The sequence below is a fragment of the Xenococcus sp. PCC 7305 genome, assembly GCF_000332055.1.
Classification (GTDB): domain Bacteria; phylum Cyanobacteriota; class Cyanobacteriia; order Cyanobacteriales; family Xenococcaceae; genus Xenococcus.
Genome location: NZ_ALVZ01000096.1, coordinates 1 through 17768, shown reverse-complemented (window position 1 = coordinate 17768; position 17768 = coordinate 1). Strand labels below are relative to the sequence as shown.

The 17768-nt window shown below is 39.9% G+C and carries 16 protein-coding genes; 9 read left to right on the top strand and 7 right to left on the bottom strand.

Annotated elements, in window-relative coordinates:
• Positions 1 to 159: 159 nt before the first annotated feature.
• From XEN7305_RS03870 to XEN7305_RS03855, 4 genes are all read right to left on the bottom strand, one after another.
• Positions 160 to 621 carry a cupin domain-containing protein gene (locus tag XEN7305_RS03870; protein ID WP_006508034.1) on the bottom strand — a complete coding sequence of 154 codons (462 nt, stop codon included), beginning with the start codon at positions 619 to 621 and terminating at the stop codon, positions 160 to 162.
• 292 nt (positions 622 to 913) lie between these two features.
• Positions 914 to 1993 (bottom strand): TrkA family potassium uptake protein, encoded by a 1080-nt coding sequence (locus tag XEN7305_RS03865; protein WP_006508033.1) that lies wholly within the window; start codon positions 1991 to 1993, stop codon positions 914 to 916.
• A 338-nt stretch (positions 1994 to 2331) separates the two neighbouring features.
• Positions 2332 to 4287 (bottom strand): S9 family peptidase, encoded by a 1956-nt coding sequence (locus XEN7305_RS03860; protein ID WP_006508031.1) that lies wholly within the window; start codon positions 4285 to 4287, stop codon positions 2332 to 2334.
• 10 nt (positions 4288 to 4297) lie between these two features.
• Positions 4298 to 5167: a shikimate dehydrogenase gene (locus XEN7305_RS03855; protein ID WP_006508030.1), complete on the bottom strand. Its 870-nt coding sequence runs from the start codon at positions 5165 to 5167 to the stop codon at positions 4298 to 4300.
• A gap of 369 nt (positions 5168 to 5536) precedes the next feature.
• Between XEN7305_RS03855 and XEN7305_RS03850 the strand changes: the two genes are divergently transcribed.
• The 4 genes from XEN7305_RS03850 to thyX all read left to right on the top strand — a co-directional run bounded on the left by XEN7305_RS03850 (position 5537) and on the right by thyX (position 11878).
• Entirely contained in the window at positions 5537 to 8530 is a 2994-nt protein-coding gene (locus tag XEN7305_RS03850; protein ID WP_006508029.1) for a CARDB domain-containing protein, read from the top strand.
• Positions 8531 to 8614: 84 nt separating this feature from the next.
• Positions 8615 to 10573 (top strand): ATP-binding protein, encoded by a 1959-nt coding sequence (locus tag XEN7305_RS26360; protein ID WP_006508028.1) that lies wholly within the window; start codon positions 8615 to 8617, stop codon positions 10571 to 10573.
• A 259-nt stretch (positions 10574 to 10832) separates the two neighbouring features.
• On the top strand, positions 10833 to 10994 hold the full coding sequence (locus XEN7305_RS27375) for a YqaE/Pmp3 family membrane protein (protein WP_006508027.1): 162 nt from the start codon (positions 10833 to 10835) through the stop codon (positions 10992 to 10994).
• Between the two features lie 185 nt (positions 10995 to 11179).
• Positions 11180 to 11878 carry an FAD-dependent thymidylate synthase gene (gene thyX / locus XEN7305_RS03835; RefSeq protein WP_006508026.1) on the top strand — a complete coding sequence of 233 codons (699 nt, stop codon included), beginning with the start codon at positions 11180 to 11182 and terminating at the stop codon, positions 11876 to 11878.
• Between the two features lie 3 nt (positions 11879 to 11881).
• On the opposite strand, the gene XEN7305_RS03830 is transcribed toward thyX, so the two are convergent.
• Positions 11882 to 12451, bottom strand: coding sequence for a Uma2 family endonuclease (locus XEN7305_RS03830; RefSeq protein WP_006508025.1), 570 nt, complete (start codon positions 12449 to 12451; stop codon positions 11882 to 11884).
• 217 nt (positions 12452 to 12668) lie between these two features.
• On the opposite strand from XEN7305_RS03830, the gene XEN7305_RS03825 reads away from it, so the two are divergent.
• Positions 12669 to 13547: a universal stress protein gene (locus tag XEN7305_RS03825; RefSeq protein WP_006508024.1), complete on the top strand. Its 879-nt coding sequence runs from the start codon at positions 12669 to 12671 to the stop codon at positions 13545 to 13547.
• A 17-nt stretch (positions 13548 to 13564) separates the two neighbouring features.
• On the opposite strand, the gene tsaD is transcribed toward XEN7305_RS03825, so the two are convergent.
• Positions 13565 to 14617, bottom strand: coding sequence for a tRNA (adenosine(37)-N6)-threonylcarbamoyltransferase complex transferase subunit TsaD (tsaD, locus tag XEN7305_RS03820; protein WP_006508023.1), 1053 nt, complete (start codon positions 14615 to 14617; stop codon positions 13565 to 13567).
• 153 nt (positions 14618 to 14770) lie between these two features.
• On the opposite strand from tsaD, the gene XEN7305_RS03815 reads away from it, so the two are divergent.
• Together XEN7305_RS03815 and psaJ are read left to right on the top strand one after the other, a co-directional pair.
• Positions 14771 to 15265 (top strand): photosystem I reaction centre subunit III, encoded by a 495-nt coding sequence (locus tag XEN7305_RS03815; protein WP_006508022.1) that lies wholly within the window; start codon positions 14771 to 14773, stop codon positions 15263 to 15265.
• 29 nt (positions 15266 to 15294) lie between these two features.
• Entirely contained in the window at positions 15295 to 15408 is a 114-nt protein-coding gene (psaJ, locus tag XEN7305_RS03810) for a photosystem I reaction center subunit IX (protein WP_040896675.1), read from the top strand.
• Between the two features lie 163 nt (positions 15409 to 15571).
• Here psaJ and XEN7305_RS03805 read toward each other — a convergent pair whose 3' ends face one another.
• Positions 15572 to 15934, bottom strand: a complete 363-nt coding sequence (locus XEN7305_RS03805; protein WP_006508021.1) for a helix-turn-helix domain-containing protein — start codon at positions 15932 to 15934, stop codon at positions 15572 to 15574.
• A 94-nt stretch (positions 15935 to 16028) separates the two neighbouring features.
• Here XEN7305_RS03805 and XEN7305_RS03800 point away from each other — a divergent pair, with 94 nt between their 5' ends.
• Entirely contained in the window at positions 16029 to 16613 is a 585-nt protein-coding gene (locus tag XEN7305_RS03800) for an NAD(P)H-dependent oxidoreductase (protein ID WP_006508020.1), read from the top strand.
• Positions 16614 to 16652: 39 nt separating this feature from the next.
• Positions 16653 to 17360: a glutathione S-transferase family protein gene (locus XEN7305_RS03795; RefSeq protein WP_006508019.1), complete on the top strand. Its 708-nt coding sequence runs from the start codon at positions 16653 to 16655 to the stop codon at positions 17358 to 17360.
• Positions 17361 to 17768: the final 408 nt, after the last annotated feature.

Below are 17768 nucleotides of genomic sequence, written 5' to 3'. Positions count from 1 at the left end.
GAGGAATTCAACCTAAAGGGATAAGTTAGAAGTAGTTTTATCTTTCTGCCCTCTCTCTTGGTGAGCGTTCCCTTGCGCCTGACGGCGGCGCGGGGTCTCACCGCTGCCCTCTGCCCTCTGCCTTCAAGGGCGAAGCCCCGTTAAAATCATACTGCGATCTTATACAGTGAGGCATTTCCTGGTCGCAGAAGTCCTAGCTTCCAAATTTTTCAGGCTTAATTTAGCCCTCTCAATATCATAGTCAAAAGGTTTTTTTGCTGGCTGATAATCTTTAGCTTGGGGTTGCCCGTGTCGTAGTACGGCATTGACCAATAAACAATCTTCATCACTAAAATTGATGGAACCATGAAGAATTTTTGGGGGAATAGTAACGACTTGAGGAACGTTAGCGCTGAGAGGGATATATTGATATTGTCGGTTATACAAGATGATTAGAACAAAACTACCTTTGACAACCAATAACTGATCTGTTTGATTTCGGTGGACAAATAAGTCGTCAATAGTGTGGGCTGGTATTCTTACTACCATAGTTTCGTCGCTGGATTGAGGAGTATAAAATTCTGCCATCCCTCCTTGGATCGATTCGAGAGGACGAAGCTGAACACCTTTAATTAGTCCCATAATTTTAAACTAGATTAAGAATCGAAGTCTCTATTTGCTTTTTTATGTAAATAAAAGTCACAAATCTCCTGTATTCTAGCAATTAAGATTGACAAATTGCCACGACTAGTATCTAAATATACAACTTATTGAAAATTTTCAGAGATTAAGGATATCAGTTTCCATTTGGATATCATCGTTGATCCTTTAGCGATCGCAAAAATCCTCTCCGACTCCACAGAAAAATACGATTTTCCAGAAACATTAGAGGAATGTTGAACAACGAAGTAATAAGCTTTTCCCTAAAACCCTGTTAAATAATCATATTAGGTCTTTCTTCGGCGATCACAATCAAATAGTCATTTTCTTCTAAACGATACTCGGTTGAGGGATTAGAAATAACTTCCCCTTCCGGCCCTTTTTGAATAGCCACGACAATACATTGGTAAGCTTTCTTCATGTAAACGAAAATTTCGATGAAAGGACTCCCCACTCTTTCTTTGATTGGTTCTATCTTGTAGAGTTGATTCCCCTCATCATCTGCACTAATGAGATCGGCAACGACATGGGAAACCCCATGATTGAGAGCTGCCTGGGATATTAACATGCCACTTAATTCGCTACTGACAATAATCTCATCAGCATTGGCTCTTTTGCAGGGAAGAACATAGGATTCATGGACTAATTCGACGATGGTGTAGGCGTCAGGATTAATGCTTTCAACAGTTAAGGTTGTAATAATAACTTGAGTATCACGCTGATTATCAGGCAGGTTATCATCACCCAAGATAATTACGGTGGCAGCTTGGGCTAGATTTGCTTTGCTTAAAGTCTCATCTGTGATTGAGCCTTGGACGAAGTAAAGATTGCGATCTTCAATCGGTTTTCTTTCTAAATTGGCAATCAAAACGATTGGGGTATTGGCAGTGTGAGGATCGAGGCGCAACTCCTTGATAATGGTTTTGGCTCGATGATTCCATTCGCATATAATAATATGCTTTTCAAACTTATAAGAACTCATTCCCAATCCTTCCATAATTTTTTGATCTACTAAAATACTGGCGGGAATTGCACTAAGAGCCGCTAAGATGCCAATGCCTACAATCATATGCAAAGTTGCGATAACTCTACCCAAAAAAGTTTGTGGCGCTATATCCCCATAGCCTACGGTGGTTGACGTGACAATACTCCACCAAAGAGCATCGGGGAATCCTAGAGGTTTGTCTGGATTATTATTTTCTGCTAGGTAAATTAAGACAGCACTGATAAACACAACGATACAGAAGAAACTAATAATTTGGTCTATCTTCTCTCGCCTGATAAAAATCCATGCCATCTCCAACTTGTCTTTGATCAATTCAACCAAATTCTTTTTTTTATGTTTAGCGCTCATTCCTGTTGTAAATATAAATTTACGCGATGTGGCAAACTCTAGTCTAGTTAAGACTAGAGTTAGGTTTTCGGCAACAAAAACTTTCCCCCATTCGAGGACAAGTGACTCTTGATTCTTGACTTCCGCGTAGCTGTACTAGTGCCCCTGCGCGGAAGTAATAAGTAATGAGTAATAAGTCTTGATACATCAGCTTTTTACTCCTCGTTGATAGATAGCTTATTTACGCCTACGTCCACTAGTGTTAATGGCACTATTTACCCTAACTTAATCTTTACAAGACAGCACTAGAGCAATTTATCCCTATTTTCCTTCTATTTTCTATGGCTTTTTATATCGATTTACTTATCTGCAATGATCTCAACAGCCTCAAGATCATCTGCAGGTTCAAACCCAAAAACCTGAGAATAAAAATAAAACTCGCTGTCGATCGCTTTTTTGATATTGGCTGCTTGACGAAAACCATGTCCTTCTTCCGCAAAGGTAATATAAGCGACAGGGATTCCTTTTTGCTTAATGGCATCTACCATCATTTCGGCTTGATTGGGTGGTACTACTTTATCTTCTAAGCCCTGGAAGAAGATTACAGGACAAGATAACTGGTCTGTATAGTGAATAGGAGATCGCGCTTGATAAACTTCTTGGTCTTCAGGATATTTGCCGATTAAACGATCTAAATAACGAGATTCAAACTTATGGGTATCAGTAGCCAAAATCTCTAAATCACTAATGCCATAATAACTAGCCCCAGCCTTAAAAGTATCACGGAAAGTCAAGGCCGCTAAGGTCGTATAACCACCAGCACTACTACCAGAAATAACTAATCTTTCCCCATCAACTAATTCCTGAGCGGCCAGATATTCAGCCGCATTGACACAATCATCAATATCCACAACTCCCCAGTTGTTTTCTAATCGCTGACGATATTTTCTCCCATAGCCAATACTGCCACCATAGTTCACATCAAGATAACCAAAACCCCGACTTGTCCAATATTGAATGCGCAAACTCAGATTAACTGAGGCTGCTGCGGTGGGACCCCCATGACTTTTAACAAATAATGGCGGAAGTTCGCCTGCTGGCGCTGCATAGTCCTTATTTTGGGGAGGATAATACCAAGTGTGGGCGGTTAAATTATTGGTTGTCGGAAAGGCGATCGCTTTTGGCAAGCTTAGATAACCAGGATCAATATTTAATGTCCCGGAAGTTTTGAGTATTTCTGGTGCTTTGGTTTCGAGATCAAGTTTAACTACCGCTGTCGGTTGCTGGGGTGATCCGGCAATAAATAAAGCTTGACCATTGGATGTCCTATTGACAGAGGCTATATTAGTATATTCAGTAGCTATTTTGTGAAATTGCTTAGATACAGTATTAATAGTACCTAAATGCCAACTGCCATTCTCGGAGTAAGCACAAAAGATTAGTTCGGCATTAATAAAGGTATACGTGGATAGACCAAAGACCCAATGGGGATAGGCAAACTCTGCCGACATAGAATGTAGGCATTCGATAATACCATCGGTATTGCGACGATATAGATTCCACCAATCACTGCGATCGCTAGAAAAGAATAATATTCCATCCGGTGACCATTTTGGCTCACAAACTGATTCTTCTGGGCCCCCTGCAATAATTTCGATATTTTCAATCGAGCCATCTTCGGCGATATTTCCTAAACGCAGATAACTACTATCCCAGGGCATATCAGGATGATCCCAACTAATAAAGGCTAGCTGTTTTCCATCGGGACTGATCCGAGGCGAGGTATAAAAATCATTGCCGGAAACTAGAGTGGTGATTTCTCCTGTGGCGATCTCGCTCACCCCGTGACTCGCTTCCAGCGAGATCGCCACAATACTATTGACTGCTTCACTATCGGCCAGGGAATGATCTTCAGCTATAGATATTAAACGTTTACGAGTATGATCTAAGACAAAATCTGCATAACGCATTGAAGATTCTGAAGTAATCGCTTCTGGTGATTTGCCTATTTGCTGTTGATATATTTGACCATCCTGATAATTGCTAAAGTAAATGGTTTCTTCAGTGATTAAATAGGCGCCACCACCATATTCATGAACTTTAGTGCGAATATTAAAAGGTTGAGGGGTAACATCTTCTACTTTGCCATTGCTCGAAAGTCGGACTAAGACATTTCTCCCTTTTTCTGTTGGTCTACTTTCCAACCAATAGATATTATTTTTGTCGCTAGCGACGCCTCCCAAACCAATATTTTTCGAGACGATAAGATCAGAAGTAATGGGGGATTTCCAAGAGCCAAAAGGTGCAATTTTCATAAGATTATTATTAGCCAAACAGCTGTTTTTTTAGAGAATTTCGCATAGTGTTAATCGGGACGGGTTGTTGTAGCCAAATTTCGAGGGCGGCTGCACCCTGTTGAACTAGCATTTCTAAGCCATCAATCGCCTTTAATCCTCGATCGCTGGCAAAACGGAGAAACTTCGTCGGACTGGGAGTGTAAATCAAATCATAGGCGATCGCGTCGGGTTTTAGTTGCTCGATTAATTCTGCCGACACTGGAGAAGCATCAATATGAGGATACATTCCCACGGGAGTAGTATTCACCAACAAATCTGCCGTGGGCAATAATTCTGGCAAAGTCTCGGGATAATGAACCTTTAGCAATTTGGTAATTTTGGGCATATTTTGCCAAGTTTGATAAAAATTCACCAATTTCTGGCGATCGCGTCCTATAATATGAACTGAACCGAAACCCAATTCTGCCAACCCCACAACCACTGCCCTCGCAGCACCACCATTCCCTAAAACAATTGCCGTTGTCTGTGACCAATCCCTAGCCATTTCTTTGAGGGGGGCGACAAAACCTTCAACATCTGTATTCGTTCCTTTCCATCCCGCTCCGTTGTACCATACAGTATTAACAGCCCCCACCATTTTTGCGGTACTAGTAACTTCTGAGAGCAAGGTCATAATTGATTGTTTGTGGGGAATAGTAATATTAAATCCTTGAACTCCGATGACTTCAAAGCCCATAATTGCTTGCTTTAAATTGATTTTTTCAACAGGAAAAGGTACATAAATATAATCGACTCCCAACTCTGCGATCGCGGCATTTTGCATCACTGGAGACAAGGAATGTTCTACTGGAGAACCAATAATTCCGAGTAATTTGGTTTTACCTGTAATCAACTTCATTTCAATTTACCTAAGTAAGAGTTTAGAGATATAAAGTAATAAGGAAGACAATTATTATCTTTGACAATAAATACGTAGACAATTATTCTTTCCGTAATTTCGCTTAAGCAATAATAACCATAATTTTGGGCAATAGTCAGTACGCTCAACTAAATATATATACATAAATATAAAAAATTAGTCAAATCAAGCTTCAGTTTCATTAAAAATGTCTCAGTATTTATACCAGAAAAAAAGAAGTTGCTTTATATAAAGTTTATATAAAAATTAGCGTATTTACTAGGTTCAAAAAAAACAAAATATAAATAACATTAAACAGATGAAGGAAGGGAATACAGTAACAATTCAATTTATAGATAGATATACATTATGGATTTAATTAATCAAGCGTTCCAGGTATCGCAGCATTCTGCCCGTGCTGACGAAAACGTTCACGTCCTATTTAATATTGAAAACGTTACAGATAATCTTATCGACGACATTGGGGTTAAGTTCTATATATCCCGCAACAGTTGGATTTCTACTGGCGATCATGAGATTGGCTTCTATGCAATTCCCAGTATTGCTAGTAATGCCCAGTCAGGAGCACAACAAATCAATCTGCTTCTTCCTCCCCCATCGGATGATTTTTGGTTGGATGATGAGAATGGCACTTACTTTATTGGGGCCTTAATTAATGATGCCGAAGACTTAGGTTCTTCCGCTGCTTATCAGCAATTTATCACCCATGATGCGATCAATATTATAGATCTAGCAATCCCAGATTTAAAAGGTGATCATTTTTCTGTTAGCAACTTTGAGCGACTGGCAGATGGCAATATTATCGCCGACATCGATTTTAGTATTTTCAATGGCGGAGCTGGTCATTCCGATAACTTTCTGGTGGACTTCTATATCTCCTCAGAAACTGATAACCGTCAACATCCAATCACTTCCGAAGATTATTTCATTGGTTCCTATGAAGTTGGCGGTTTAGATAGTGGAGCTAGTACTGGAGCTCTTCGTTATTCCCTCAATATTCCCAATGCCTTAGATGGGTTCTGGGATGGGTCTGGATATTATAGTTTGGGGATGATCATCAATGATTCGGGGGCAACCCACGAATCCCGGAGATTTGCCAACAACTCAAATCAAAGAGAGGGTATCGACTATAGTATCAATACGATTTTTGATGAATCTTGGGTTGACCTACATGGTGTGGCGTTTGATGTTCGTCAAGAAGATGTCGCCACCTATCAGCCCGGGCAAAATCTTACTATTGATTATGTAATTCGCAATGGTGGTCTAGGACATGTTTCCCAAGACTTTAACCTGCACTTCTATGTTTCTGCAGACCCGAATGTCGATAGCAGCAATGATGTCTATATCGGTTCTCAGCGGTTTACCAATGATATTGCCGCCAATTCCTCTGGACAAGGCACTGCCGACTTTGTATTGCCAAATAATCTGCCTTCCCTCATTGATGGTCGCTACTATGTTGGGTTTGTAATTGATGGCGAGAATGAAGTTCATGAAAATAACGAGAATAATAATCGCAGCACTGGTGAGTTGTCAGATTATGATGGTACCGGTGGTGCTCTAGACGGTTTTCGCAATGCTAATGCTGATCTGGCTAACGCATATTTCAACATCGTTTCAGGAGACTATCAACCAAATGGGGTTGTTGTTATAGAATATGCGGCGGCCAACCTGTCTCAAGTAGCATCTAGCCCTTTCTCTGCTGGGTTTTATCTTTCGAACAACGAATATATCTCGACCAGCGACGTTCAAATCGGAAGTTACGAGTTTTCAAATGGTCTGGCAGCTCAAGGAAATAGCGGGATTATTCAGCATTCTGTGACGCTCCCCGATGCGGATAGTCCATTCTGGAAGTATAAAGGCAATGGTACTTATTTTATCGGTGCGATCGCCGATCCTGGTAACGCTCATCCAGAATACACACAGGTAAATAACTCCAATCTCGGCTATAAAATAGATAGTGATGCTCATGCCATCTCGGGTATTACCTTTACGGATTTGGTTGGTAGTCATTTTGCTGCCAATCCAGCCGATGGCGGGTTTAGATTAACCCCAGGAGGATTAGTTAGCATTGACTATCAAATAGGGAACCAAGAAGCCCGAGGTGCTGGCCCCTTTGATATCGAGTTTTTCTTATCTAGTAATCCTTATATCTCTCATAATGATGCTCTTGTTGGCAGCCACCGAATTGAAAGTCTCAACGGATTTACTAAGACCGACATCTTAAATGGAACATTCGCGCTCCCCGATGCTAGTCATGAAATTTGGTCACAATTTGATGGCACCTACTATTTAGGAATGATTATTGATGGAGTTCAGCAAGTTAATGAATTATCCCATCGCAATAATCAAAACCAAGGCCAACATCTCGATAGCGACACAGTTGAAATTATAGCCACTAATATTGGTGGCGGAGATAGCTCTCTAGCTGATTTAATCGGTGTGGACTTGAGCATCACAGATGGCATTTCCGAAAACAATGTTGTAGAACCAGGAGAAGAGATTGAGGTTAAATACAGTGTTTTAAACGCTGGTGGTAATTATGCTCCCTTCTTCGCCAATGAATTCTTCATTGTTCGGAGAGATCTCATCGATAGCATTCAGAATTTGTCGGTTGCAGATGTTAATTATGATTCTATTCAGAATCTGTTTGGGGATGAGGGTTCAGCCTTCATTCAGTTAGAACCTTATGCCTTCACAGGTCAGCAAGATATAACTTTACGAATTCCTGAGAATATCTCGGCCGGTCATTATGCTGTGGTGATGCAGACCGATGTATTTGACGAAGTGTTCGAAGCCAATGAATTCAACAATATCATTTATACCGATGTTTCCATTGAAGGGCCTGATTTATATAATGAGCATTTGAGCCTTGAAGAGGACTTCACTGAAGATAATCCTCTCATACCAGGAGAAACATTTACCGCTGAATACGAAGTTGTTAATGGCGGTACCCATGATATCCCATTCTTCGCAACACATTTCTATTTGATAACAGAAGAATTTAAAACTAGAAATTCTGAAATTGCATTCTCTGATATTGAATATAATCCGAACATAAACTCTCCCGATTTTGATCCTAATAGTGATCCTTTGTTTACAGATGTTTTCCCCTTGTATGGAGACGAATTTTCTGAGGTTATTGCTTTGGGTGCTGGACATAGTACTGACCGCCAGACAATTGAACTGGAGATTCCCGAGGACTATAACATTCCATCTGGTAAATATTATCTAGGTGTCCAGAGTGATGTCTTTGACGAAGTTGACGAACCTAATGAACTTAATAATAGTTTGTTCTCTCAAACTCTAGATTATGTCGAGGTATATGTTGGCAGTAATCCGTAAGTTGTCTAGGGCATAATTAAATCCCTTATTGCATGGGAGTGAATATTTTTCACTCCTTACTGCTTCTATAAAAGAGCAAACTCTATGATTGATCTTAGCTGGAGAAAAGCAACTTTATCTATTAAAACAACTGCTGTAGTAACGGGTGCTATTTTTGCTGCTGTTCTGGGAGTAACGGCTTTATCTCTTCATAATCAACAAAATTATTTCCAGCAAGAAGCGAAAAAAAAAGCGGAATTTTTGCTTGATACGATCTCTTTAATGTCAATCGAGAGCTTACAAGCCAATAATATTTTATCTTTACAAGAAATTCTCCATAAGTTACATGCCTATGATGCTCTTTTGGCTGCCAAAATTTATGACCATAGAGGTCAGATTATTGCCGAAACCGATAGTTTTATTCCCATAGCAGTCCAATTTTCCAGCGGTTACTTTTCCCAGGATATTTTTGATGAACAGCGGGCTAGTTTTGCTTGGCAATCCCATCGATTATTGGCAAAAAAAGCCATCATGGCAGATGGGCAAAAATTGGGTTCGGTTAGCATCGAATTATCAACTGCGGATTTAGCTTCTCAACTGGCTAAGATACGCGATCGCGGAATTATGGTGGCGTCTCTGGTCTCGATTTTCGGGGCCATGATTGCCTATCGTTTAGCTCGCTCTGTTACCGAGCCGATCGCAGAAATAACTATTGCCACCAAAAAGCTTGCTCAAGGCGATTTTTCCCAACCGCTAAATATCTCCTGTACTAATGAATTAGCAGAATTGGGAAATTCTTTTAACCTCATGACTAGAGAATTGGCCGAATTGGTCAATGGCTTACGAAATCGCGCCGAATATTTAAGGGAAAGTAAAATCAAAAATCATGCCTTACTGAATGCGATTCCCGATTTGATGTGGCGTTTTGATAGTCAAGGAACTCTGATTGATACCAAAATTTCTTTAGAGCGCCGTTCCCTGACCGCAGAATTATTACAAAAAAACGTCAAGGAGATTTTCCCAACTGTTGTGGCGCATCGATTTCAGCAGTCTATTGCCAAGGCTTTAGAAACAGGGCAAATTCAAATTTTTGAATATGAATGGTTTGTCGATCGCCGCAGACGGTATTTTGAGGCTCGGATTGTGCTTTGTGGGGAAAGCGAGGTATTGGCAATTATTCGAGATAATACTGATAGTAAAATAGCCCAAGAAGAGTTGAAACGAGCGAAAGAAGCAGCAGAAGCTGCTAGTGTGGCGAAAACTAAGTTTTTGGCGAATATGAGTCATGAGTTGAGGACGCCTCTCAATGGAATTTTGGGTTTAAGTGATTTGTTGCTGGTTGAAGCCAAGGAGTCGGGATATGCAGATTTTGTGCCCGATCTCGATCAAATTCAAAAATCGGGGACTCATCTTCTGACCTTGATTGAAGATATTTTAGATATTTCTAAAATCGAAGCTGATAAGGTAAGTATCTATCCTGAAAGATTTGATGTTTCGACTTTACTGAGTGAGGTCGGGAATTTGGTGATGCCCATGATTCAAAAAAATGCCAATCTTTTAAAGATTGAGGAGCAAGATGATTTGGGCTTTATGTTGAATGATCGCAAAAGAGTTAAGCAAATTCTTTTGAATATTCTCAGTAATGCGGCCAAATTTACCCGTGAGGGACGGATTACGATTTTGGTAACTCGCCAAGCCAGAAATTTTCTACCTGCTTTGGTTGATGCTCGTCAATTGTCGATTTTAAATAGCAAACCTCCAGCTACTAATAATAATCAAAGTCAGCAGGTTGCTCATAAGCCATCAGACTGGATTATTTTTCAGATTTCTGATACGGGAATTGGCATGAAACCTGTTCAAGTTCAAAATATTTTTAAGCCTTTTATCCAGGCTGATCTTGGCACAACGAAAAAATATGCGGGGACGGGATTGGGATTGACTATTAGTAAGAGTTTTTGCGAAATGATGGGTGGCAATATTACGGTGGAAAGTCAAGTGGGAGAAGGTTCAACTTTCACTTTTTGGCTCCCCTCAACAATTGTTAAGTCCCCAGACATTACCTAGTTATTAAAAGGCTAATTTTGGTTGTAGATTTAAATCCTCATTTTCTAGGAGCTGCATATTTCAATTGATGTTCAGTCCCTATTCGTCATAAAAATTTCGATCAAGCTGAAATCTTTTTAAAATTTAGATGTTTCTGAATTGATAGATCAACAATGGGATGATTTGGTTACTGACTAAAGTGTCAAAGGGTAAGATTAAAGTGAAAATTAGTTACTGCTACTGCTATAAATAGAAATATCATTACGAACGAAATATTAACATGAAAGACTTAATCCGCATCATCATTGCTATCTTACTGCCCCCATTAGGAGTATTTTTGCAGGTAGGTCTCGGTAAAGACTTTTGGATCAATATTCTTTTGACTCTACTCGGTTACGTACCTGGATTAGTACATGCTATTTGGATTATTGCCAAGAAGTAAATAACGAAACTTTGAATAAGAAAAATTATCTTCACCAATTTTGAAATAAGTGAATCAATAGATTGCGAACCAACAGCGATCGCAAATCCGCCTGATAAATTACCCTAACAGTTTAAGAATTAATTCCTGAATTCACAGTGCATTTTCCCTTATAACTAATAAGGTCAATTAATTGCTGTGTAGGAATGAATTATCAAGATCCTCTAAAAGACAGAAAAAGTAGAATCGAGCTGATAGATTCAATGGGGAATGATCTGAGTATTGTCAATGATGCTAGGGCCTCGTTTGAAAAAACCTCTCAGAAACTAAATGACAAAGATATTAAACTAATTAATTATTTGATCAAACATGAACATACATCACCTTTTAGGGGCGTTACCTTTAAGTTCAAAATTAAAGCGCCTTTATATGTATGTAGGCAATGGTGGAAACATGTGATAGCCAGTAATCATAACGACGAACAGCTGGGTTGGAATGAAAAAAGTTTTCGTTATGTAGCTATTGACGATAGCAATGAATTCTATATTCCCCAAACTTTTAGAAAACAGGCAAAAAGCAATAAACAAGCAACATCTGGCGCTCTAGAAGAAAGTACTAATGTAGAGGCGATCGCGATTTATGAACAACAATGCCAAGCCAGTTATCAAGCCTATGCTCAACTATTAGAATTGGGTGTCGGACGAGAACAAGCTAGAGGAGTTTTAGTTCCTTCTGTTTATACCTCTTGGGTTTGGACTGTTTCACTGCAAGCTCTGTTGCATTTCATCGCCTTGCGTCGTGGCGCTGGAGCTCAAAGTGAAATTGGAGCCTATGCTCAAGCAATTGTCGAACTGATAGAACCAATTGTCCCAGTTGCGATCGCAGCTTGGTCATCTCACGAATGAGAATTAATTAACCCGCAACCAATTAAAGATTTCCGCAACGGATAATTGCCAATCTTGCAGACTCTCTAAAACGGGCAAAATTTCCTCGCCTGATTTAATTTCTGGCAATTGATTTGGTTGAAATATCATGACCGATTCATCTTTAGTATCAATTAACCATCCTAATTCTGTTCCCTGTTGTAAACAAAACAGAATTTTTTTGATCACTTTATTCGCCGATTGCTCTGGTGAGGGGATTTCGATGACCCAATCAGGATAAAGTTCAAATTTATTGGCAATTCTGCCTGTTTCGGTTTGAGGAATACGCTCCCAACTAAAAACTGTAATATCCGGGACAATAGAGCGTCCCCCAAAAGTAGACCTTAATTCAGTAAAAGCATGGGCAAGTTTTGCTGGTAAGGCAATTTCATTGATGGCTGTTCCGAGACGAATTTGTAAAATACTATGCTCTCCTTGAGGCATCGGTTTTTGTTCGATTGCTCCATTAGCATATTCACTAGCAGGTTTCGTTTCAGGAAGTTGGCAAAATTCTTCCAGGGTTAACTTTTGCTTAATTCGATTGACAGCAACCATGTATGATCTCCTATCACTTCCTTTTTGTCTAATTTTATTGTTTTTTCAGACCTAAAACCTAACACCCAACACCTAAAACCTTTGACTCCCCATTTCCTTAATTTTGCTAAGTTGTGCATTTTCGCAGAAAGTTCTCATAACTTAAATTAATAGTCAAAGTGTTGAGGATTTAGTAAGATCTATATACAGAGAAGAAAAACAGGAGATTTCTACTTGTATGTTCAAAAGTTGCCTCATTTGTACTGATTTCTCCGATGGTTTACATCGCCTCGTAAATTTTGTGCCTGATTTGGCCGCTGCCGGGCTAGAAACTATTACATTTTTCAATAGTGTTCCCCTATGGGAAGAAGGAGAAGTTCCCCGAATTGACGAGGAGAATATCCAAGCAGCAGAACAGCGTTTCCAAAAAGCTTTATCTTATGTTCCTGAAGGAGTAGAAGTAAATATTGAAGTAGCTTCAGGGAAACCTTTAGATACGATTCCCAAAATAATTAAAAATAAATCTGTCGATGTGATTTTGACAGGTAGCTCGATTCAGAATTCCCTACAAGAAAGGTTTTTTGGTAATACTAGTGTTGGACTGTCGAAACTCACAAACAAGCCTTTGACTGTAATTCGCCCGCAGCTAATTACTACCTATACCCGTGAAGAGTTGAGTTTGCGTTGTCGGCATTTGTGGCAATATCTCTTGGTTCCTTACAATGACAGTGAATCGGGTCGCTATCTGATTGAGCAAATTAAGCAGAGAGTTGCTAGTTGTCCCGATAGTTCTTTGAAAAAATGCATGTTAATCACCGTTGTCGATGATAGTGGTAGACAGGCCATGTTTAAAGATGTTCGAGTTACTGAAGCTGCTGACAAGCTAGAGTCGGTCAAAAAAGAATTAGAAGATTTGGGTATCGAAGTTAATACAGAAGTTAGAACAGGAAACCCATTGCACGAAATTATGGATGCTGCGTTGGAATTCGACATTAGCGCGATCGCGATCGCTACTGATTATCGCAACACTCTCCTCCAATGGACAGCTCCTAGTTTTGCTAACAACCTCATTCGTAGTAGTTGGTTCCCGATTCTATTCTTTTCTCCTAAAAAGTAATTTGGGGTAATGGGCAATTAGGTCATGGTTATTTTTGGATATAGTTGCATGACATCGGCAATGTTCATCCGAGAAGATGCTTCTAAATCCAAATCGGAACGATGCCCGCGATCAAAATGTTCCGCCGCAGCACAACCAATCATCGCCGCATTATCAGTACATAATTTCAGAGGTGGGAAATAAACCTGGATCTCATGTTCAGCCGCCACAGCCAATAAATGCTGTCGCAATCCACTATTTGCGGCCACCCCACCACCAACAGTAATAGTTTTTAGACCATAGTCTAAAGCAGATTTAATCGCTCTTTTTGTTAATGCTTTGGCCACAGTTGATTGAAAACTGGCAGCGATATCTGCAACGGGAATCTCTCCTTCAGTTTCCAGCTTCTGCACTAGTCTTAAAACTGCGGTTTTTAAGCCACTAAAACTACTGTCATAGGGATGATATCCCCCTTCTGGTAAGGATATTCTGCCTTCTGGTAACTTAAAAGCTTGCGGATTGCCTGTTTGGGCTAACTTATCAATTATTGGACCTCCTGGATAACCCAGTTTTAGTAATCTAGCGACCTTATCAAAGGCTTCTCCTGCTGCATCATCCCTAGTTTTGCCCAACACTTCATAGTTACCACAATCTTTCACATAGATCATGCTGGTATGTCCTCCAGAAACTAACAAACATAAAAAAGGTGGTTTCAAGTCCGGCTGATCGAGATAGGCAGCATAAATATGTCCTTCTAAATGGTGAACTCCCAAAAATGGCTTGTTGTAAATCAAAGATAAAGTCTTAGCGGTGGTAACTCCTACTAATAATGCTCCGACTAATCCTGGGGCAGAAGTTGCTGCGATCGCGTCAATATCACTCCAAGATAGTCCTGATTCTATTAAAGCGCGATCTAAACAAATATTAATTGTTTCCAAATGTTTTCGAGATGCTAACTCTGGAACAACACCCCCATATTCTTTATGTAAATCAATTTGAGACGATACAATACTACTCAAAACTTTACGATTATTTACAATAGCGGTTGCTGTTTCGTCACAACTTGTTTCGATTGATAAAATTGTTGCCATCCTTTGATAAGTTTATCTAGAAGAATAATTTTCTTTATCTTGAAGCTTTGCTCTAATTAAATAAATGAGAGTAAGGTTTCTTCTGCGTACAAGAAATATCTTGACGCTCTTGTTGAAACACTATTATCTCCTGTAACAAAAGGAAACAAATTCATGAGAAGATTGTTTGCTTTAATTTTAGTAATTACCCTCTGGTTTAACTTTGCTCCCCCTGCATCCGCTGGGGTGGCTGGACTTACTAAATGCGCAGATACTCCTGCGTTCCAGCAAAAGTCCCAATCCTATTTGAACACAACTGGTGACCCCAATTCTGGTGCAATACGTGCTGCACGTTACTCACAAGCTCTTTGTGGTCCCGAAGGCTATCCTCACTTGATTGTAGATGGTCGCTTATCCCATATGGGAGATTTCGCAATTCCCAGTATTCTTTTCCTTTATATTGCTGGATGGATTGGTTGGGCTGGACGTTCCTACCTAATCGCTATCCGTGATGAGAAGAATCCTGAAATGAGTGAAATCATGATTAATGTTCCTTTGGCAATCAGTAAAATGTTAGCGGCGGCTACTTGGCCTTTGTTAGCTTTTGGTGCTTTTGCTAGTGGAAACTTAATTGCTAAGGATTCGGAAGTTCCCATCTCCCCCCGTTAGGAATAGTCTAGTTTTAATGGAGAATATCTATGACCAAATTTTTGTCTTCAGCTCCAGTATTACTCATGGCTTTGCTGACTTTTACAGCAGGCCTTTTAATTGAGGTTAATCGTTTCTATCCTGATTTGCTGTTCCATCCTTAGTTTCTAAGTTGGAAAAAGTGATCCTCGAAACGAACAATAGGGCTTATATTGTAGACTTTCAACCAAATAACTCGCGGTTTTCAAGACAACTCTGTATTTACTATATGATGTGGTCTTGCGATCGCGAGGTTTTTTTGGGGATTTATCAGTTCGCGATCGCAGATTAAATATCATGTTCCTCTGACCATTTCTTCAGCTCTTCTAGGAACAAGAGTGCTGTTTTCCCAAAATCCGTAATCTCATAGGTTACAGCAAAAGGCTTCGTACTGATAACATTCCGTTTGACCAAGCCTGTTGCCTCCATTTCTCTAAGACGTTGAGTCACCATCTTTTTACTGGCTCCGCCGAGTTGACGAGCTAGATCACTAAAACGCACTGGCTGATCTTTGAGATGCCAAAGAATTGAGCCCTTCCATTTACCGCCCAAGATCCTCATACCCCGTTCAATAGGACAGGGGGTAAGACAAGGCTCCATTGCCTGCTTGCGGCCTTTGCTATCAGTTTCAATCTCAACTGTGCGACTCATTTGATACTTGGTTACTAAAAGTAAACTGGTTGACTTTTGTGATCAACATTAACACAATGAATTTATTGTTTCTTACTTAGTTGCGAGAAAAACGGTGAAAAACATTTTCTTGATTAATGCTCACGAACCTTATCCTTTCTCAGAAGGGAAGCTCAATCAGTCTTTAACCAAAAAAGCTGTGGAAATCCTCGAACACAAAGGATATTCTCTTCGCACAACAGCAATCACAGAAGCCTACACTGTCGAAGATGAGTTGGCAAAACATCAATGGGCTGATGCTATCATCCTCCAATCTCCAGTCAATTGGATGGGGGTGCCTTGGAGTTTCAAAAAGTATATGGATCAGGTATACACCGCAGGCATGAAAGGCCAACTATGCGACGGAGACGGGCGAAGTCGTCAAGATGCTTCTAAACAATATGGTTCTGGGGGAACGCTCAAAAACAAAAAATATATGTTCTCACTGACTTTTAATGCCCCTCAAGAAGCCTTCGATAATCAAGATCAGTTTCTTTTTGCTGGCAAAAGCGTCGATGATTTGTTCTTTCCTATGCATATGAATTTTCGCTTTTTTGGCATGGAAGCTTTAGAGACCTTTGTTTGTTTTGACGTGTTAAAGAATCCCGATATAGAACGTGATTTTGAGCGATTCGAAACCCATTTAAATATGCTGTTTTAAAAATACAATCTATCTTCACAATATCCAGACAAAAGACTTATGACCAATCAACCTGACATTCATCTATACACAGCATCTACTATGAACGGCTGGAAGCCTCTAATTTTTCTTGAAGAAGCCGCAATAGACTACGAGATGACTTATATTGATTTTGCGAAAAAGGAACAAAAGTCAGAATGGTATCTGAAGCTAAACCCTAACGGACGGATTCCGACAATCATAGATCGCAGCAATGACGATTTTGTGGTTTTCGAGTCCGGTGCTATTCTTTGGTATCTAGCAGAAAAATATGACAAGTTTCTTCCCAAAAATGCCAAAGCTCGTTCCCAAACACTTCAATGGTTGATGTTTCAAATGGGTGGCATTGGCCCAATGATGGGACAGGCGATGTATTTTCAAAGAATTGCTGAACCCCAAGGGCATCGTGATGATTTTGCCATTAAGCGATATGTATCAGAATCGAGAAGACTACTCGAAGTATTGGACAAACAACTTGAGGGGCAAGCTTATTTAGTCGGCGATGAGTTTACGATCGCAGATATGGCGACTTATCCTTGGGCAAGAGCTTACTACTGGGCAAAAGTTGCTGTCGAAGGATTGAATAATCTTCAAGCTTGGTTTAATCGCATTGATGAGCGACCTGCAACTCAACATGCTCTTGAGCTGCCTAAGCCTGTTCCTGCATTTTTTGGTAAAGGAGATGTGGCCAAGACTGAAGCAGCTAATTCTGAACGGTTTAAGCAATAAATATGACTTATATAGATCTTAAAAGTCGTAGCCTAAAGTTCAAGCACATCATCGAAAGGAGCAAAAAACTTCATCTGTTGCAATAATGTGAGTTCGATGAGTACAAAATTTACTAGTTCTGAATGGGGACTTAGGGATTTGGGGATTTGGGGATCTAGGGAAAAGCCTATTACTTCGTTGTTCAACTTGGGAAATTTAATCAAAAGGAAAATTCGTCGAACTGACGTTGTTGCAATAGTTGAGAAGCAAGGTTGACTATATCGCTACAAACTTGATTTTTAAGCCATTTTTAGATCAGGCGTTGCTGATTTAAAACATGAAAGAATTTTGGACTAATCTTCTTTGCTTCTTTCTTTGCGTCTTTGCGCCTTTGCGCGAAACGAATTCATCTCTGGATTCAGCAACGCC